This window comes from Flagellimonas pacifica, assembly GCF_900215465.1.
Classification (GTDB): Bacteria; Bacteroidota; Bacteroidia; order Flavobacteriales; family Flavobacteriaceae; genus Flagellimonas; species Flagellimonas pacifica.
The window spans coordinates 178,073-197,635 of the sequence record NZ_OBEH01000003.1 but is presented as its reverse complement, the minus strand read 5'-3'; the positions used below and the strand labels follow the sequence as shown (position 1 = coordinate 197,635).

Below are 19,563 nucleotides of genomic sequence, written 5' to 3'. Positions count from 1 at the left end.
AAATGAAGGTTATCTCCGCACTCACATTACTATTATCTGCACAACTATGCTTGGGTCAGCAAATACCTAAAGAGTTAAAAAAAACCGATGCCGTAATATCCAACCTAATAAAAAAATATAGAGCAGCTGGTCTATCCGTAGCAGTGGTAAAGGACAACAAAGTAATCTATTCAAAAGGGTTTGGCTATAGAGATCTGGAAGATAAATTGCCAGCCAACGATAGTACGGTCTTTCATATAGCATCCATGACAAAAGCTTTTACCGGAACACTGCTGGGAGTTTTGGAATCAGAAGGTCAACTATCCCTTCATGACAAACCAGCTCTACATGTTCCTAATTTTCAATTTTACAATGAGAAAATGGATAATCTTATAACCATTGGAGATTTATTGAGCCATAGAAGTGGAATTGGCAATCAAGGTTCTTCAATTGTTATGTTTCCAGAAAAAGACAAGTTAAAAACCGTGCAACGTTTAAGGTATCTTAAGCCAGAGGGAGAAATAAAAGATAGTTGGATCTATAGCAATCTGGGCTATACATTGGCAGGAACGATTGCAGAACAAATCACCAATAAGAGTTGGGACATAAATATAAAAGAAAGGATATTAAACCCCTTGCACATGAATTCTTCATACACCACAACTGAAGAAATGGAAAAAACCAACAACTTTTCCAAAGGCTATGCCATGCACAACGGAAAAATAGAAAATGTCCCCTTTGAAGACTATTACTCTTATACCCCAGCCGGAGCTTTAAAGAGTTCGGTGAAAGACTTATCAAATTGGATGCTCGCCTGGCTGAACAATGGTGTTTTCAACAAAAACCAAGTCATTCCAAAAAAATACGTTAGAGAAGCCACAACTCTTAAAAACATGAAAAATGATATCTACGAAAAAGATGCCTTTTTATGGGGGGAAGGATATGGCTGGCGTTTAAGGGCTTGGCATGGACACTATCGGGTTCGTCATGGCGGTAACACAAACGGATTTTCCACTTTAATGGATTTGTACCCGTTTGAAAATATCGGGATTGTTGTATTGACCAATCAAAAAAGCTCTCTTCTACCGTATGCCATTTCAGATTATATCTCCAGAAAATTGATGGAACTTCCAGACTTTGAATTCCCTGTAGTGGTTCATGATATGTATAAAGCTAAAACAAAAGCTGAAACGCTGAACAAAGAAAAAATGCCTTCTCATTCCATTGAAGAGTTTGTGGGAACATATCAAGCAAATGGGTTTGGAACAATCAAAATTATAAAAGAGAACAAGACTTTATTTGCTGTATTGCCAACCTTTAAATTTCAATTGGCACACCTCAATTATAATCGTTTTTATTTAAAAGGAACAGAAGAATTTACCGGAGATTTTAATCCTGAGTTCACCATTGAGTTTACAAACAACCACAAGGGAGTTATCTCACAATTAAAATTATACTCTCAAAAAGAACCCATTGAATTTAACCGAGAGTAAAAACTATCATCAATACCATATAAGCCAAATTGTTAATGTAATCCTTCCAATAGAAAACCTTTACGGGTTTTCTATTCGGTTATATTTGTTATAGTAGATGTTTGCAATGCAATTATCGCACAACTTAAATCCTTACGGCAATAAAACAAATAGAACAAAAAATGACAGACGCTTGGACAAAAAGGTGGAATGACAGATATCAAGAAAAGGAATTTGCTTATGGGATCAAACCAAATGAATTTCTAAAAGAACAAATCCAAAAACTGGAAACTGGAAAGATTCTTTTTGGGGCAGAAGGCGAAGGTAGAAATGCTGTTTATGCTGCCAGCATTGGTTGGGATGTGTGTGCATTTGACATTAGTCTTGAAGGAAAAAATAAAGCATTAGCACTTGCAAATGACAATAATGTCTCTATTGAATATGAAGTGGGAATGTTACCGGATTTGGACTACAAGGACCAGCAGTTTGATGCCATAGCGTTGATATATGCACACTTTCCGGCAAACATCAAATCAGAATACCATAAATTGCTCAATAGGAAATTAAAGAAAGGTGGAGTCTTGATATTCGAGGCCTTTGGAAAAAACCATCTTGAATATCGGAACATGAACCCAAAAATTGGTGGGCCGGGAGATTTAGATTCATTGTTTTCCGTTGACGAGTTAAAGTCGGATTTTGAAAATTATAAGATTCTGGAATTGGCAGAAAAAGAAGTACAATTGAATGAGGGGCTGTACCATAATGGAAAGGGCTCAGTAACAAGGTTTGTCGGAATTAAGAATTAGCAACTGAGTCTACACGCTCATTAGTATCTATTGGAATGAAATATCTTATCGATAATGTTATTCAACAGCTGGAGGATGTCCAAAAAGGAAAACTATGGATTGGCAGTTCTTTTGATAGCAAATTGAATCAGGTGAATGAAAAATTGGTGTTCACCAGACCAATTGAAAACTTGCACAGTATAGCAGAAATAATTTCGCATTTAACCTTGTGGAGAAAAGAAGCAATCCTGAAAATCCGGACGGGAAAGGGAAGTAAAACTGATGATTGTGAAGAAAACTGGCTGACCAATGACAAACTCAAGTTATTGGGATGGCATTGCATCAAATCCGAATATGACAAGACTTTGACCGAATTGATTGACCTATTGAAATTGAAAGAGGACAGTTTTTTGAATGAACTATATTACGACACCGATTTTAAGGCCAATTATAAATATAGTTTTGTTGTTAATGGAATGCTCCATCACGATATTTATCATTTAGGACAACTAGGGTTAGTCATAAAATTTTTACAGGAAAGAAACAAAAGTTAGGAATACAATACCAAAAAAGGTCCACTTAGCGCCAATAATTCGTACAAACAAAAAATGGCTCAATAGTTATATCAAAAAGCAATGAAGTTTGCTGGTTAAAAACAAGAATGCTTTTTTGAACAAACGTCTTGATTCAAAAATAGTAGAATACGAAGAGAAAATAAAACGCAACAGGTAATATGGAAAAACATTTTGAACTGTCCGATTTTGAATTTGAAAAGCAATTTATAGATTGTAAACTAAGCCCATCTAATTTTTCCCATGAAGCACATTTGAGACTGGCTTGGATCAACATTAACAAATATGGAATAGCAAAGGCAGAAAAAAACATCCAAAATCAGTTGCAAAAATATGTGGAATCTGTTGGTGCCAAAGACAAATACAATACGACTTTAACCTTAGCGGCAATAAAAGCAGTTTATCATTTTATGCTCAAATCAAACTCTAACAATTTCAAAGATTTCATGAACGAATTTCCCCAACTAAAAAATAACTTTAAGCGGTTAATGGATTGTCATTATGGATTTGATATTTATAATTCGGATAAAGCCAAAACAGAATTTTTGGAACCAGACTTATTACCTTTCGATTAGCTTTAAATGAATAAACAATAGATGCCAAACACAACGAGCAATTGTATACAATATTTAAAACTCATCAAAATATAGAATTGGCTTGAAGGAAGTAACTCCAATTATTGAACTGCTCAACAACCCCGAAGAAGCTCCCATTGAGTTGCTCAAATTGGCAGATCCGTCTGTAACCCTAATTAATGGTTATTTAAAATCTGGGAGCTGCTATGTTGCTCTTTTAGGTGCCGAAATAATTGGGACCATAGTATTGAGTGAATCAGATTCAACTACGAATGAGATAAAAAACATAGCTGTAAAAGAATCTTTGCAAAGGAAGGGGGTTGGAAAAAAACTACTAGCATTTGCAGATAAGCTTAGCAGGCAAAAAGGCTATAAAAACATACTTATTGGCACAGGTAATTCAAGCATTTCACAACTCCTTCTCTATCAAAAAGCAGGTTTTGAAATAAAAGAAGTTGAAAGAGATTTTTTTCTAAAAAACTATGCAGATCCCATTTTTGAAAATGGCATTCAGTGTAAGCATAAGATAATTTTAGAAAAGGATTTGAATACATAAAAATGCTATACTAAACTTAACAATTGGTATCTGAAATCCATTTTTTAATAGCTTGCTGAATTTCCGGCAAATCTTTTTTACGAGGCATGTGCTTGCAATTTTTGACATAATGTACTTCCTTAAGGTTGCTAAAAATATGCTCAGCCCTTTTTACAGCTTTGTTGGCTGGAAAGAAAATATCATCATCGGCAACAATCATATATACAGGATTCTTATAATGGCTCACTGCTTCCTTCTTAAGAAGCGTAGGGCGTCTAAAATCAATTTTGACCCCCAATAAAAGCGCTTTTTGCAGTTTAAACATAAATGTATCATCTAAAGGAACAAAAGGCTTGATAAATGATCTTAGGTGCTTGTCCTTTTTGGTGATAAAAAATCTAACAAGTGGAATGGTGAGTTTGGTAAAAGAAGGTAGAAAAGCACCATTGACCAAACCGCTTGGCACAACAAAAATGCATTTGGAAACAGTTTCCGGTTTATAGGTTATTAGCTTTTGTAAAATAAAGGAGCCATAAGATATGCCAATAAAATTGGCTTGTTCAATATTCAAACCTCTTAAAACTTCCTCCGCCCAAATAGCATATGAACTGTCTTTTATATCTAAAACCGTTTCATCACTTTTGGTAGCCTGCCCTATGGTGTCTATGGCAAAAAGTAAATAGTCGTCCCTTAGTTTTTTTACGGACTCCAGTGTTAAAGGAGCTCCAGCGTTTATACCATGGAACAAAACCACTTTTTGCCCATTTTCATTACCGGTTTTTATTACTCTTGTATTTCCATAGGTAGTATTTATATCAATGTTCTCATGAGGTATATTTAGACTCTCCAGCTTTTTATCATAAAGTCCCAATACTTCTTTTTTTGCTTTAGCGCTCTTATAAATTGTAGCCATTCCCATCTTTGAATACGATAATCTTTTGCAAAATTAGGCCAATTGGTCTAATTTTGCAAAAGATTGGCTCCCAAGTACAAAATACATTCTAAAACATGTTGGTATAGTTGAGTTTACCTTTTTAGGAAATCGATGAAAACAAAAGACATCATAAAGCAACAAGGAAGGCTTTTATTCAATGAGTTTGGTGTTCAAAACGTTACACTTCGCGATATAGCAAAACTGTTGGGGAAAAGCTATGGAAACATTACCTATCACTTTTCATCAAAAGAGTTATTGATTACAGATTTGTTTAAGGACATGAACAGCGAGCTTTCCCAAATAACCAGACTGCATCATCCCGCAAACTGTCTGTTAAGTTTTTTCCTTAAGGCTCCTGAATATAGTTTTGATATTACCCTCAAGTACTTGTTCTTGTATAAAGATTACGTAGAACTAAAGAGAAATTATCCGGTTTTTATTGAAGAGGTTGATAATTTAAACAGTAAAAGAAAGTCAAATTGGTTAAAACTATTAACTGAATTACAAAAGCAAGAATACTTACTTTCCAACCTTTCAATTGAAGATTTGGAGTACATCATGGAATTGAGCATCAGTATTAGAATGTTTTATTTTCAGAACAATAAATTGGAAAAATTCAATAAAGATGCTTTTACAGTGAAGGTAAATAAACTCCTTTACCCATATTTAGGCCAACTTGGCAAAAATGTATTTGACTCAAAAATGCCCATAACACCACACACAGACAAACCTAATAAAACATGACCTCCCTATGATCCAAAGTGCTGAAAGAAATATAGACATAGTGTTTTGTCAATAAAAAATCCACCTTCTTTTTAAACTGTTAAAAATCAATCATAGTTACTGTAACGAGATCCAATTCCCAAACCTTTCTAAATCCTTTCCCTGCTTACTCTAAAAATCCTACTTTTGGGCAAAATTCCATGGATTTGAAGCGTATTTCGATTTTCATTTTTATGTTCTCCTTTTTTATAGCGGTAGCTCAAGAAAAAGGACAAGAGCCTGAAGGCAGACAAATAAACATTGTTTATGGAGCCAACTTCACTAAAGATGAAGAGCAATTTCCCGGTGCTTCCATTTTTAGCAAAGATGATGAACGCCAAGTGCAATTTGAACATCAGGGAGCTGACCTCTGGTGCGACATTGCTATTTATTACTCCCAGGAGAACCGTTTAAAAGCTATTGGCAACGTTAGATTGCAGCAGGGAGATTCCATAGAAATGAACAGTGTAAAGCTAGACTACGATGGTAATACCAAACTTGCCAAGGCCATGGAAAATGTGGATCTATCAGATGGAAAAATGACCTTGACCACAGACACCCTTTATTTTGATCGTGAAAAGCAAATTTCCTTCTACAGATCCAATGGCAAGGTGGTAGATTCCGTGAACGTTCTAACCAGTAAAATAGGCACGTATTTTACGGAGTTGAAGAAAGTGCAATTCAGAAACAAAGTGCATATTGACAATCCTGAATACATCATTGATTCTGAACAGTTGGATTACTATAGGATTTCCAAAAATGCTTACATGTATGGCCCATCTACCATAACGGGAGAAGAATATAAGATTTATTGTGAACGAGGTTATTACGACACTAAGGTAGAACGGGGCTATGGCGTTAAGAACACAAGGATAGATTACAGCAACAGGATTATTGAAGGAGACAGTGTTTATTTTGACAAAGCCACTTCATTTGCGTCGGCAACAAACAATATAAAAGTTACTGATACTGTAAACAATAGTGTGATCAGAGCACATTATGCAGAGGTTTTTAAAGAAAAAGATTCGGTCTTTGCCACTAAAAGAGCCGTTGCCATCAATTTAGTCCAACAAGACTCCCTTTACATTCATGGAGATACTCTTATGGTAACGGGTAAACCTGAATCCAGAATAGTAAGAGCTTTCAGAAATGCAAAGTTTTACAAAACTGATTTGAGTGGCAAATGTGATTCCATTCATTCCGCAGAAAAAACAGGTATTACAAAGTTAATTACCAATCCTATTCTTTGGAATGTTGATAATCAAATTACGGGTGACAGCATTCACTTGATCTCTGATTTGGAAACTGACAAGTTGGACTCCCTCAAAGTATTGGAGAATGCTTTTATCATTTCGTTGGATACTATTAGTAAAACAGGTTACAATCAAGCAAAAGGCAAGGATTTGTTTGGGAAATTCATTGAAAATGAGCTCAAAATCATAGATCTTGTCAAAAACACCGAGGTTATCTACTACATGTACAATGATGACCAAGAGTTAATTGGAATTGACAAAACCATTTGCAGTAAAATTAGGCTGCTCATGGCCAATAGTGATATTGAGGATATTACCTTTTTTGTCAATCCAGATGGAGATATTTTTCCAGATAAAGAACTACCAGTAGAAAGTAGAAAATTAAAAGGTTTTATATGGCGTGGAGATGAGCGTATCCTAACAAAGGATGACATTTTTGATGAAGATGACAATACTATAGAACTGGTAAAAATTAGAGGGATTGATAATCCCATTGATATTGATGCGGAAGAGAAAGAGCGTCAAAAAAATGAAAATGACCCTGTCAATAATATACCCAACAGCAAGGCAACAAAACCCAAAGAAACAGCTGTCAAGAAAGTACAAAAACCCTAATGTTCAAGGACGACTTTTTTAAATATCAGACCCAAACTACACCACATCCTTTGGGCTTGGAAGTTTCGTACGCCCAGGGCAGTTATATCTATGACATAAACGGAAATAAACATCTTGACTTTGTTGCTGGAGTATCGGCATGTAGCCTAGGCCATTGTCACCCTGGCGTAGTGGCAGCCGTAAAAGAACAGGTAGAAAAATACATGCATGTAATGGTGTATGGCGAGTATGTACAACAACCTGCTGTGGAATACGCCAAACTATTGGCCTCCTTCTTACCCAAAAATTTAGAAACCACCTATTTGGTCAATTCAGGTACAGAGGCCATAGAAGGTGCCATTAAATTGGCCAGAAGATATACCGGTCGCTCCCAACTGATCGCTGCACAAAACGCCTATCATGGCAATACTATGGGCAGCCTAAGTATTATGGGTTATGAAGAACGCAAAAGTGCATTCAGACCGTTGGTTCCCGATGTATCTTTCATCCAATTCAACAACAAAGAGGATTTAAATAAAATCACTCAAAAAACAGCTGCTGTTATTCTAGAGACCATTCAAGGTGGAGCTGGATTTATTCTTCCTTCAGATAATTATTTGGAACAGGTAAGAAAACGTTGCAATAAAGTTGGCGCACTTTTGGTTTTGGACGAGATACAACCCGGATTTGGACGAACAGGAAAACTCTTCGCTTTTCAACACTACAATTGTGTTCCAGACATTCTGGTCGTCGGTAAAGGTATGGCATCCGGATTGCCTGTAGGTGCATTTGTAGCTTCAAAAGAAATGATGGACACCTTACAAACTGGTCCAAAATTAGGTCATATTACCACATTTGGCGGAAATCCGGTAGTTGCGGCCGCCAGCTTAGCAACCCTAAAAGAAATCACTGAAAAACAACTCATTTCGCAAACACTTCGGAAAGAAAAGCTGATTCGGAAGCTTTTGGTACATCCTTTGATTACAGAAATACGAGGTAAGGGTTTAATGCTCGCTCTACTGTTGAAAAATGAAGAAATCGCCAACCATTTAGTGCTTACAGCATCTAAAGAAGGGCTTATTCTTTTCTGGTTGCTCTTTGAACAAAAAGCGGTGAGAATTTCACCTCCATTGACCATTTCAGAAGAAGAAATCACGGAAGGATGCCATCAAATCATCAGTATTTTAAACGATTACAAATCCGTTGCTGTTAACTAATTTGTTGATAACATACCCTAAACAAAGGCTTAAAGAGCCCCTCAAAGGGCTAATTTTAAGTCCATAGTCAAACCAAACAAGTCCCTATGGCGTTAGAATCTAACGAATTTCCTGACAAATCCATCAGCAAGTTTGAGTCCATGCTCAAGACAGATGACATCTATTTTTTTGATGCAGAGGACTTTGAAGAAATTATTCACCATTATCTCAATAATGGAAAAATCAGTTTGGGCAAAAAAGCCATTCAAATAGGTTTGGAACAACATCCCAATGCATTAGAACTTAAATTGCTGCACGTTGAGGTTTTGGTTTTTGAGGATAAATATGAAGAAGCCGGGCGATTGCTGGACCAGCTTCAAGATATTGATTCCCGCAATGAAGAAATCTACATACAACGAGCCAATATTCAATCAAAACAAGACAATCACCAAGAAGCGGTAAACCTGCTTTTGGAAGCATTGCAAATCACAGAAGATAGTTTTGACATCCATTCACTTTTAGGAATGGAATATCTGTTTATGGATGATTTTGAGCAGGCAAAACGTAGTTTCATTAAATGTTTGGAGTTTGATGACAAAGATTATTCATCGCTCTACAATGTGGTCTACTGCTTTGAGTTCTTGGAAGATTTTGATGGGGCCATTCACTATTTGAATGAATATTTGGAACGCAATCCCTATTGTGAAGTGGCTTGGCATCAATTGGGTAAAATGTATTGCACTAAAAATATGTATACGGAAGCCCTTGCTGCATTTGATTTTGCCATTATCTCCGATGATTCTTTCATTGGTGCTTACTTTGAGAAAGGGAAAGTGCTTGAAAAACTAGGCAAATACAATGAAGCTATAGAGAATTACGAAACCACCATATCCATAGAAGACCCAACCTCTCATGCCTATCTCCGTATTGGTAGATGTCACGAAAAACTGGGAAATAATGATTTAGCCAAGTATTATTATTACAACACTGTTCATGAAGATCCTTTATTGGACAAAGGCTGGTTAGCTATAACTGATTTTCATTATAAACTGGAGAATTACGAAAAAGCGTTGTACTATATCAATAAGGCCATCAACATTGATGGTGAAAACCCATTATATTGGAAAAAGTGCGCAAAAATCTATTTGGCGCTTAACAATTTTGATGAAGCAGATTTTGCCTATAAGCAAACCGTAGATTTAGGAAACTATGAGTTGGGCACCTGGAAAAATTGGGCAGATGTACTTAAAAAGATTGGAGATTTTGGATCATCCATTCAAGTTTTAGTACAAGGATTGGAATTTTATCCAGAGAGTGCCGAACTAACCTACAAGTTGGCTGGAATCTATTTAAAGAACAATGAAATTATAAAAGCTAAGGAAAAATTGGCTCAAGCAATGCAAATGGATATTGAAAAATTCCAATTGTTTGAAGAGGAATTCCCAGAGCTCAATAAAATAAAATGGCTGCAAACTTTGGTTTCTGAAATCAAAAAAACATCCACTTAATTTACCTATTATTTATCCCTTGTAAAATTTATGAAAAGGCGTTCGTTACGTGATTACCTATTTATCTCATTAAAAGGACTTGCCATGGGTGCGGCCGATGCTGTTCCAGGGGTTTCTGGAGGCACTATTGCACTTGTTTCTGGTATTTATGAAGAACTGGTCGAAACCATAAGTAGTGTCAATATTGGATTGTTCAAATTGATTCTGAAAGGAAAACTGAAAACTTTCTGGACAAGTGTCAACGGGAATTTCATCCTTGCTCTAGGTGCAGGGGTTTTGGTCAGTTATGTTTCATTTATGAAGTTGGCCAAATATCTTCTAGAATATCATCCGGTTTTAATTTGGTCCTTTTTCTTAGGATTGATCATAGCAAGCATATGGTATATGGGAAAACAGATTCCAAAGTGGAATTTAAGTACCATACTGTTTCTACTTTTGGGTGTTGCTATTGGTTATTTTTTAACTACCCTTCCCACCGCAGAAGCAAACGATCAATTGGTATACTTTTTTTTCTGTGCCGCCATTGCCATATGTGCAATGATCCTTCCAGGTATTTCCGGTACTTTTATTCTGATTTTGTTGGGAGGTTATAGTACTTTGAGCACGGCTGTTGCAGAATTTGACGTTAAAAAACTAATTGTATTTGTTTCAGGAGCCATAGTGGGCCTTCTAAGCTTTTCCAAAATCCTTAAATGGTTGCTGCACAAATACCATGTCCAGACCTTCGCAGTTCTAACTGGGCTTATAATTGGCTCCATCAATCAAGTTTGGCCCTGGAAAAAAGTGTTGCAGACCAAAACTTTTGGCGACAAAACTATTGTAATTGACGATATGAACGTTTGGCCTACCGCATTTGAGGGTGACAATCAATTAATACTTGCCATTTTCTTAGCCGCAATAGGTTTTTCACTTATTTTTATCTTGGAAAGAGTAGCTTCCAAAAAATAAGGGAAACATCACATATGCATCAACCTAGAACATTTCTGGACAACTTCTTTTTGGTGATAAAGGGCCTTTGCATGGGAGCTGCAAACAAAGTCCCAGGTGTTTCAGGTGGTATAGTGGCCTTTGTTGGAGGTTTTTATGAAGAATTCATCTATTCCCTCCAAAAAGTAAACTCTAAGGCTTTTAAACTACTTATTAACGGGCGTTTTAGAAGTTTTTATCAATACACCAACGGACGGTTTTTGTTATTGCTCATCTTTGGAATGCTGGTAAGCTATTTTAGTGTATCAAGGGTTTTGGATTACTTTTTGGAACAAAGAGAACTTTTTGTTTGGGCATCATTTTTTGGAATGATTTTAGGTTCCATCTATTATATTTTCAAAGATTTTCACCATTGGAACAAAAGAACGGTTCCAGCAGGAATTATTGGTCTTCTAATTGGGATTTCCATTAGCTTTCTAAGTCCCGCTACTGAAAATGACAATCTTTTCTTTATTTTTTTCTGCGGAATCATTAGTGTTTCCGGAATGACGTTACCAGGTCTTTCAGGGTCGTTTATCTTGATTCTTCTGGGAAATTATGTCTTGTTACTGGTTGACTCCGTAAATGCCCTTTATGATACTTTTTCAGAGGTTTTCTCTGGGGATTTTAGTTTTGTCAAAAACCCCAATCGAATGGAAACCCTTAAAATACTGGGAGTCTTCACTTTAGGCTCCGCCACAGGCTTGGTTACTTTTTCGCATTTATTGAGTTTTGTTCTCAAACACTACAAAGCAACATCCACCGCGGTCATTCTAGGATTTATAACTGGTTCTTTGGGCGTTGTATGGCCCTGGAAACGAACTATGTATAAAATGGATGTCACTGGAAATGTATTATTGGATTCCAATGGGGATAAGATTGTACTCAACTATGAACGTTATTTTCCTGATTTGGGAAATCCAGAAACGTGGTGGGCATTATTTTTTGTAGTTCTCGGAATTTTGGTATTATTGGTTTTAGATTGGTATGGAAAAAACAGAAAAGAAAGAAAACAGGTTCGGCCTACTCGGTAGAAACATCTCCTATTCGTTTTCACAGAGTTATTTTTCAAAAAAGTTTGAAGATTTAGAATTAAAAGACCATAGCTATGAGAATTTTGATATTGCGTCCATTTCAGAATTTGGGAGCTTACTTTCTCAAAATAACTTAAAAGGCCTAAATGTAACCATCCCCTACAAAGAGGAAGTACTCACCTACTTGACATATTTGGATGTAAAAGCTAAGGAGATTGGCGCCGTAAATACCATAAAGTTTACTGAAGAGGGCCTGAAGGGATACAATACGGATGCTTATGGGTTTCAAAAATCCTTGGAACCTTTTTTGAAGCAACATCATACCAAGGCACTTATCTTAGGTACAGGTGGAGCATCAAAAGCGGTTCGGTTTGTATTCAAGCAATTGGGCATTGAAAATTCATATGTTTCAAGGACCAAAAAGGAGAATCAGTATGCCTACAGCGAATTAAACAAAGAAATTATTAAAACCCATACCGTAATTGTTAACTGTACACCTTTGGGAACCCACCCCAATATTCAAGAAAAACCTACACTGCCCTATCAATACCTTACAGAGCAACATCTTTTGTTTGACCTTATCTACAACCCAGAAAAAACTACTTTTCTGACGGAAGGAGAAGCGAAAGGAGCTCAAATCAAAAATGGTTTGGAAATGTTACAGTTGCAAGCAGAAAAGGCTTGGGAAATCTGGAACACTCCATAAAACTAGTCAACAATACTCCATTTTGTTGCGTCACATAAGGCAAAACCTGAACAAAAGAAGAATCACTACTTTTGTTATTGGGTAATTTAGTTGTTAACTTGGCTATAATTATCATCAATCCAAAAAGGAAAAAGAACTACTGATGCAGGAAAATGAGCAAAAACTTCAGGAAACTGAAGGTGGTACTGAACATAATCCGGATGCTATAAAAAAAACGGAAGAAGAAAGCCCCATTTCTGAACCAAAAACATCCGATGATTCAGTAAAGGAAAGTACAGAGGCTTCAGACTCAAGTATCGAGTCCCCTGAAACCGTTTCAAAAGAAGAGTCCGCAAAATCTGATGAAGCAGACGAAGCCATTGAGGAAATTGAGGAATCAAATGCTGAAGATGCAGAAGATGAGCACAATGAGAAACGGCATCATATTCCTATGTTGGACTATCATTCCATGTCTATTGAAAACTTGGTTGGGGAGTTGCAACGATTGGTCAAGAATGAAAAAATACAGGCTATAAGCAAACACGTAAGCTCCATTAAATATGAATTTGACCAAAAGTTTCAGGAGTTTTTAGAGCATAAAAAGGAAGAGTTTATTGCCAATGGAGGCAATGAAATAGATTTCAGGTATAACTCGGTCACAAAAAGGCAGTTTAATGAGGTATATTCAGAGTTTCGGGAAAAACGGGACCAGTACTACAAAAATCTTGAACTGAACTTAAAGGACAACCTAAAAAAACGTTTGGAGATTATTGAGCAGCTCAAAGGGCTCGTGAACGTGGAAGAGGATATTAATACCACATACAAAAACTTTAAGGAGCTTCAGGAAAATTGGAGAAATGCCGGACCTATTCCCAGAAATAATTACAATGATGTTTGGCGCACCTATCACCATCATATGGAAATTTTTTATGATTTCCTGCATCTGAATCGTGAATTGCGTGATCTTGATTTCAAGCATAATCTGGAGGAAAAACAAAAACTCGCAGAGAAAGCGGAAGCGCTAGCCAATGAACCAGATTTAGGTAAAGCTTTCCGGGAGTTGCAAACACTTCATAAAATTTGGAAAGAGGACATTGGTCCTGTAGCTAAAGAGCAAAGGGAGGAAATTTGGGAGCGTTTTAGCGCAGCCACTAAAGTTATGCATCAACGTAGACAAGATCACTATCAAGAGATGGAGAAGGTCTACGAAAAGAACTTGGGAAAGAAACAAGAAATTATTGCTTCCATTACCCAAGTAGCAGAAAATGTAAGTAGCAACCATAAAGCCCTTCAAGCTCAAATTAAAGAAATAGAGGCATTTCGTGAAGCTTTCTTTAAAGCCGGAAAGGTTCCTCAAAAGGTAAATGAACAGACCTGGAGTGCATTTAAGGAAGCTGTACGCCTATTTAACCGCAATAAAAATGCCTTTTACAAGAATCAGAAAAAGGAACAACATGACAACCTTGAAAAGAAGAGAGCTCTTTTAGGGTTGGCCCTGGCACTTAAAGATAGTGATGATTGGGAAATGGCCACTCCCGAAATGAAACGTATTCAAAGTGAATGGAAACGAATTGGTCATGTACCCAGAAAATACTCCGATAAAATCTGGAATGAATTCAAAAATGCCTGCAACCATTATTTTAATCGCTTGCATGCCGAAAAGAATGAGGCCCACAAGGAGGAATTTGAAAACTATGAAAAGAAAAGTGCTTGTTTAGATCGTCTTAAGGCTTTTCAGTTAAGCGGAGATACCGAAAAGGACCTTGCAGAGCTTAAAAAGTTTATAGCCGAATGGAAGCAGTACGGTCGAATTCCCTACAATAAAAAACACATTAACGGAAAATTCAATAGAATTGTAGATGTGCTCTTCAAAAAGTTAGGGGTAAGTCGTCAGGAATCTGAATTGCTACGATATGGTGATAAAATGCAGCAACTGGCCAAAACGAATGATGACAGAGCCATAGGTAATGAACGTACCTTTATCCGAAGGAAAATTGATGAGAGCAAGGGAGAAATAAGACAACTGGAAAATAACCTCCAATTTTTCTCCAATGCCTCAGAAGATAATCCTTTGGTGCAAGATGTGGTGAAAAACATAGAAAAGCACCGAGAGGCTCTGGATACTTGGAAAGCCAAGCTCAAGAAGCTTAACATTATGCAACATAATCGTGATAAAGAGGTCGAAGGCAATGATGAAGAGGAATAGAATCTTCAATCAATCAATTGGTCATCACAATATGCAAAAAGAAATAGTCAGAACCTGTTCCAATTCTCTCTAAACTTAAACCCTAACTATTTTTATGTATTGAACAGTGGGGTTCAATGGGAGCTGACAATATCCGAAAAATGACATTGACAAAGGATATACTTAAACAACTCAATCTATTTTCTGAGCCTGAACTTCGGCAAAAACTTCTGGAACATTGTCTACTTAAAAGCTTTGAAAAAGACGACGTAATTGTTAGGCAAGGGCAATATATAAAGGTTGTTCCCATCGTAATCTCTGGAACAATACGAGTATTCCAAACCAAGGAAGATAGGGAAATTTTGCTTTACTACGTCCAACCAAACCAAACCTGTATGATGTCACTTTCTGCATGCTTCTATAACAATGAAAGCCCTTCCCAGGCAATTGCAATGGAAAAAACGCAGGTTTTGGTCGTTCCTACTCGATTTATAGCTCAATGGCAAAAGGAATATGCTTCTTGGAACAATTTTGTAATCAAGACATTCAGAAACAGATATGACGAATTGTTGCACACTTTTGAAAGCGTTGCATTTGACCATGTTGATAAAAGAGTGTTGGAATATCTTCAGGACAGAGCATCTATTGAAGCAATAAACAGAATTGAAATCTCCCACCAACAACTTGCCAATGAACTTGGAACTACACGGGTAGTAATTTCCAGAATTTTAAAGCAATTTGAACTTGAAGGAAAGGTCATCCTGCATAGAAAAATGATAGAGATTATATAGAATATCCACTTCGGTATCTTTTGATACCGTTTTGAGGCCATCATCTGAACTTAGTTTGTACTATAATCTAAAAAAAGTATACAAATGAGTTCAAAAAACCTTATTTCGGAATTAGAGTTCGAAAGAACTTCTACTCAAAAACTCTTGGAAAGACTTCCTGAAGATAAACTAACCTGGAAACCACATCCAAAGGCATTTACATTAGGCCAATTGGCGCTCCACGTAGCAACTATTCCTGGGCGCATAGCCACTTTTGCCAACCTGGGAACAACCACGGCAGAAGTCTTGGTAGAACATCCTTTATGCGAAGACAAAATAAAAATTGTACATAGTTTTGGCGAAAGTTTCAAAACTGCCATTGAAATATTGAGTAATGCTGATGAAAAATGGGATTCAGAAAGCTGGAATTGCTTTCTTGATGACAAGGAAATCATAAACTGGCCAAGACCAATTTTGCTTCGCTTTCTAATGTTAAATCATTGGTATCACCATAGAGGTGAATTGGTTACTTATTTAAGAACCCTGGGAATTCTAATACCATCAATTTACGGTCCTTCAGCAGATGAAAATCCTTTTGTTTAGCAAATTCTATCAAACAATATAGGGGAGTCGTATGACTCCCCTACCCAAATTTTCCCAATACTAAGGGTTAGCTCGTATATTTTATCGTATTCATCTTTGCAAAAACAGATTCCTCCAGCTAATTTGATTCAATCAATATAAATCCAATAGGTAATTAATCAAATCAGTAGTGGTAACAATACCCACCAGTTTTCCATCATCCACAACAGGCAAAGCATGGAACTCCTTTTTTGACAAGAAGTGGGCTACTTCTTTTATAGTTGTATCGGATGAAACACTAATGACATCTCTTGCCATTACTTGCGATATGGTGAACATATTGTAGACCATGGTATCCACACTTTCCTCGGTTTCATCAACAGCATCTGCAAAGCTGATTCTCAGCAAATCGGTATAACTCAGCATGCCAATTACAGATTCTCCTGTTACAACGGGAATGTGTCTAATATTATGCTTCTTGAAAAGTTCTTCGGCAGTCACCAAATCATCTGTGGTGGTCAAGGTGACTAACTCACTGGTCATTATCTCTGAAATAGGTACTCTCTTCTTCATCTTTGACAGGTTTTAATCTACCATGAAGTTAGCTTGTACCGTAAAAGAAAAGTATGATAATTGTCAGTATCCTATTTAGCTACATTTACCGATCGTGTTTCCCTGATCACCGTGACCTTTACTTGTCCGGGATAAGTCATATCAGTTTGTATTTTTTGCGAAATTTCAAAAGAGAGCTCAGCTGCTTTATCATCGGTCACCTTCTCACTTTCAACAATTACACGCAGCTCCCTACCCGCTTGAATAGCGTATGCTTTCTGAACTCCATTAAATCCAAAAGCAATATCCTCCAAATCTTTTAGTCTTTGGATATAAGAGTCTAACACCTGTCTTCTGGCTCCTGGGCGAGCTCCACTGATGGCATCGCAAACTTGCACTATAGGTGAAATCAGCGTATTCATTTCAATTTCGTCATGGTGAGCACCAATAGCGTTGCACACTTCCTTCTTTTCACCATACTTCTGAGCCCATTGCATACCCAATATGGCATGTGGTGTTTCTACCTCAACTTCGGTATTGGGAACTTTTCCAATATCATGCAACAATCCAGCTCGTTTTGCAATTTTGGGATTAAGACCCAATTCCGCCGCCATTACACCACATAGCTTGGCAACTTCCCTAGAGTGTTGTAATAAATTTTGACCGTAAGAGGAGCGATACTTCATTCGACCAACTGCTTTAATCAACTCAGGGTGCAATCCATGAATTCCAAGGTCGATAACTGTTCTCTTACCAATTTCAGCAATTTCTTCGTTGATCTGCTTTTCCGTCTTTTTTACAATTTCTTCAATACGTGCTGGATGAATTCTGCCATCCGTCACCAAACGGTGCAGTGAAAGCCTGGCAACTTCCCTTCTAACCGAATCAAAACAAGAAAGAATAATAGCCTCAGGAGTATCATCCACAATAATCTCAACGCCTGTTGCAGCTTCCAAGGCACGAATATTACGGCCTTCACGTCCAATAATACGTCCTTTTACATCATCAGATTCCAAGTTAAAAACAGACACACAGTTTTCTACTGCTTCCTCCGTACCAATACGTTGAATGGTATTGACCACAATTTTTCTGGCCTCCTGTTGCGCCGTTAGCTTAGCCTCTTCCAAGGTACTTTGCAGATAGGCCATGGCATCGGTTTTTGCTGTCTCTTTTAAGGATTCCAGTAATTGGCTTTTGGCATCTTCAGCTGAAAGTCCAGAAATAACCTCCAACTGTTGCACTTGGCTTTTGTGCAGCTTTTCAACTTCAGATTGCTTTTTATCAAAGATTTCGCTTTTGTAGCTTACTTCTTTGATTTGTGTTTGAAGTTGCTCGTTCAGTTTTTTGTTCTTGGCAAGTTCATTACTAATCTGAGATTCTTTATCTCGAGTGCGTTTCTCTGCCTCACCAATCTTTTTATCCTTATTGATTATGACCTTTTCGTGTTCTGCCTTTAACTCTAAAAACTTTTCCTTGGCCTGAAATATTTTATCTTTTTTAATGCTTTCCCCTTCCTTCTTCGCTTCCTTTATAATATCCGAAGCTTCCCTTTTTGCATTGGATATGGTTTTTGTAGCCTTTCCCTTTTCCATCATCTTGGCAATTACAAATCCTATTGCCAAGCCAATAACCGCAGCTACTATTAGTATTATAGTGTTATCCATTTTGTTTATGTTTGGTTATAAAAAAAGCCCACATTAGCTGAAGTTTTGTACAAACTCCTAATTACAGGTTTAGGGCTAACAAGCTGATCAAGGATCCCTATACAGGTAGGGCCTGCTTTTACAACTTAAACTCACCCTTTTTAAATTTAATAATGTTGAGTTTGTCAAAAAATAATTACCAATGTGGGCAGTAACAATATTTTATTTAAAAGAACTTATTCTCCCAATTTGGAATGTACCAAATCATTTAAGGCCCTTAGGCGTTCAAATGCAGCTTTGGTATTTTCCGAACGGTCTATTCCGCCTTGCTCAATTTTAGATGCAAATTGCAGGGCACACATGGCCAGCACATCTTGTTTATCACGTACAGCATAGTTTTGCTCAAATTTCTTGGCCAAATTTTCAATGTTCTTGGCGGCCTTCCGTAATCCTTCCTCTTGTTTAGGGTCTATAGTTAACGGATACACCCTATCAGCAATGGAAAGCTTTATTTTGAGCTTTTCCTCCATATTATTGGTTACAAACTAATCTGCAAGCTTTGCAATGCAAACATCAAGTTCGCGAATCAATGTATTTATCTTGAGCTTAGCTTCTGTTTTACTAGTATTACTACCCAACATTGTGTTTGCCATTTTTAAGGAATTGTATTTTTCTTCCCATTCCAAAACGGCGTTCTGTTTAAGTTGATTTTCCTCTTTTGCAAGATTCAATTCTTCTTTTAACTTGGTATTTGTCTGATGCAACAATTCTAACTTGTGCAACAGCTTGCTCACCTTATTCTCCAAAGAATCAACAATCTCTACCAGTTCGCCCATATGCAAACATCAATGTATACACACAAAGTTAACCAACCTAGCCTAACCTCGCAATACTTTTAAGATTTATCTTCACGTATTGTTTTTTCGTCTTTTAAGCTTTCCAAAAGCCTTTTGTTAAATCTAAACATTGGTTACTTTCGTA

At 36.9% G+C, this 19,563-nt stretch carries 20 protein-coding genes and 1 other RNA gene; 15 read left to right on the top strand and 6 right to left on the bottom strand.

Features of this window, described 5'->3' with window-relative positions; genetic code table 11:
• The first annotated feature begins 2 nt into the window (after positions 1 to 2).
• The 5 genes from CRO15_RS10715 (at position 3) to CRO15_RS10695 (ending at position 3,939) form a co-directional block, all read left to right on the top strand.
• Positions 3 to 1,472, top strand: a complete 1,470-nt coding sequence (locus CRO15_RS10715; RefSeq protein WP_097045828.1) for a serine hydrolase — start codon at positions 3 to 5, stop codon at positions 1,470 to 1,472.
• Positions 1,473 to 1,633: 161 nt separating this feature from the next.
• A complete protein-coding gene (locus CRO15_RS10710) occupies positions 1,634 to 2,257 on the top strand; it encodes a class I SAM-dependent methyltransferase (protein WP_097045827.1) in 624 nt (207 codons plus the stop codon).
• A 35-nt stretch (positions 2,258 to 2,292) separates the two neighbouring features.
• Complete coding sequence (locus tag CRO15_RS10705) at positions 2,293 to 2,790, top strand: DinB family protein (protein ID WP_097045826.1); 498 nt, start codon at positions 2,293 to 2,295, stop codon at positions 2,788 to 2,790.
• Between the two features lie 179 nt (positions 2,791 to 2,969).
• Positions 2,970 to 3,383, top strand: a complete 414-nt coding sequence (locus tag CRO15_RS10700) for a hypothetical protein (RefSeq protein ID WP_097045825.1) — start codon at positions 2,970 to 2,972, stop codon at positions 3,381 to 3,383.
• An 82-nt stretch (positions 3,384 to 3,465) separates the two neighbouring features.
• A complete protein-coding gene (locus CRO15_RS10695) occupies positions 3,466 to 3,939 on the top strand; it encodes a GNAT family N-acetyltransferase (RefSeq protein ID WP_243396950.1) in 474 nt (157 codons plus the stop codon).
• 16 nt (positions 3,940 to 3,955) lie between these two features.
• Here CRO15_RS10695 and CRO15_RS10690 read toward each other — a convergent pair whose 3' ends face one another.
• Positions 3,956 to 4,831, bottom strand: a complete 876-nt coding sequence (locus CRO15_RS10690; protein WP_133067244.1) for an alpha/beta fold hydrolase — start codon at positions 4,829 to 4,831, stop codon at positions 3,956 to 3,958.
• A 132-nt stretch (positions 4,832 to 4,963) separates the two neighbouring features.
• On the opposite strand from CRO15_RS10690, the gene CRO15_RS10685 reads away from it, so the two are divergent.
• The 10 genes from CRO15_RS10685 to CRO15_RS10640 all read left to right on the top strand — a co-directional run bounded on the left by CRO15_RS10685 (position 4,964) and on the right by CRO15_RS10640 (position 16,408).
• A complete protein-coding gene (locus CRO15_RS10685) occupies positions 4,964 to 5,596 on the top strand; it encodes a TetR/AcrR family transcriptional regulator (protein WP_097045823.1) in 633 nt (210 codons plus the stop codon).
• Positions 5,597 to 5,775: 179 nt separating this feature from the next.
• Positions 5,776 to 7,482, top strand: coding sequence for an OstA-like protein (locus CRO15_RS10680; RefSeq protein WP_097045822.1), 1,707 nt, complete (start codon positions 5,776 to 5,778; stop codon positions 7,480 to 7,482).
• Positions 7,482 to 8,678, top strand: coding sequence for an aspartate aminotransferase family protein (locus CRO15_RS10675; protein WP_097045821.1), 1,197 nt, complete (start codon positions 7,482 to 7,484; stop codon positions 8,676 to 8,678). The genes CRO15_RS10680 and CRO15_RS10675 overlap by 1 nt, the downstream gene beginning before the upstream one ends.
• Positions 8,679 to 8,764: 86 nt before the next feature.
• The gene (locus CRO15_RS10670; RefSeq protein WP_097045820.1) at positions 8,765 to 10,165 is read left to right on the top strand and encodes a tetratricopeptide repeat protein; all 1,401 of its coding nucleotides are present in this window, start codon (positions 8,765 to 8,767) and stop codon (positions 10,163 to 10,165) included.
• A 30-nt stretch (positions 10,166 to 10,195) separates the two neighbouring features.
• The gene (locus CRO15_RS10665; RefSeq protein WP_097045819.1) at positions 10,196 to 11,113 is read left to right on the top strand and encodes a DUF368 domain-containing protein; all 918 of its coding nucleotides are present in this window, start codon (positions 10,196 to 10,198) and stop codon (positions 11,111 to 11,113) included.
• Positions 11,114 to 11,127: 14 nt separating this feature from the next.
• Positions 11,128 to 12,165 (top strand): DUF368 domain-containing protein, encoded by a 1,038-nt coding sequence (locus tag CRO15_RS10660; RefSeq protein ID WP_097045818.1) that lies wholly within the window; start codon positions 11,128 to 11,130, stop codon positions 12,163 to 12,165.
• Entirely contained in the window at positions 12,119 to 12,871 is a 753-nt protein-coding gene (locus tag CRO15_RS10655) for a shikimate dehydrogenase family protein (RefSeq protein WP_097045817.1), read from the top strand. Before CRO15_RS10660 ends, CRO15_RS10655 begins: the two co-directional genes overlap by 47 nt.
• 142 nt (positions 12,872 to 13,013) lie before the next feature.
• Entirely contained in the window at positions 13,014 to 15,056 is a 2,043-nt protein-coding gene (locus CRO15_RS10650) for a DUF349 domain-containing protein (protein ID WP_097045816.1), read from the top strand.
• 140 nt (positions 15,057 to 15,196) lie between these two features.
• Positions 15,197 to 15,826, top strand: coding sequence for a Crp/Fnr family transcriptional regulator (locus tag CRO15_RS10645; RefSeq protein ID WP_165769944.1), 630 nt, complete (start codon positions 15,197 to 15,199; stop codon positions 15,824 to 15,826).
• 84 nt (positions 15,827 to 15,910) lie between these two features.
• Positions 15,911 to 16,408 (top strand): DinB family protein, encoded by a 498-nt coding sequence (locus tag CRO15_RS10640; protein WP_097045814.1) that lies wholly within the window; start codon positions 15,911 to 15,913, stop codon positions 16,406 to 16,408.
• Positions 16,409 to 16,540: 132 nt separating this feature from the next.
• Here the strand turns inward: CRO15_RS10640 and CRO15_RS10635 are convergent, their stop codons facing one another.
• The 5 genes from CRO15_RS10635 to CRO15_RS10615 all read right to left on the bottom strand — a co-directional run bounded on the left by CRO15_RS10635 (position 16,541) and on the right by CRO15_RS10615 (position 19,418).
• The gene (locus tag CRO15_RS10635) at positions 16,541 to 16,960 is read right to left on the bottom strand and encodes a CBS domain-containing protein (RefSeq protein ID WP_097045813.1); all 420 of its coding nucleotides are present in this window, start codon (positions 16,958 to 16,960) and stop codon (positions 16,541 to 16,543) included.
• Between the two features lie 71 nt (positions 16,961 to 17,031).
• Entirely contained in the window at positions 17,032 to 18,603 is a 1,572-nt protein-coding gene (gene rny / locus CRO15_RS10630) for a ribonuclease Y (RefSeq protein ID WP_097045812.1), read from the bottom strand.
• Between the two features lie 51 nt (positions 18,604 to 18,654).
• Positions 18,655 to 18,764: non-coding RNA, 6S RNA (gene ssrS, locus CRO15_RS10625), on the bottom strand.
• 54 nt (positions 18,765 to 18,818) lie between these two features.
• Positions 18,819 to 19,112 carry a cell division protein ZapA gene (locus CRO15_RS10620; protein ID WP_097045811.1) on the bottom strand — a complete coding sequence of 98 codons (294 nt, stop codon included), beginning with the start codon at positions 19,110 to 19,112 and terminating at the stop codon, positions 18,819 to 18,821.
• Positions 19,113 to 19,127: 15 nt separating this feature from the next.
• Complete coding sequence (locus CRO15_RS10615) at positions 19,128 to 19,418, bottom strand: hypothetical protein (RefSeq protein ID WP_097045810.1); 291 nt, start codon at positions 19,416 to 19,418, stop codon at positions 19,128 to 19,130.
• Between the last annotated feature and the right edge of the window lie 145 nt (positions 19,419 to 19,563).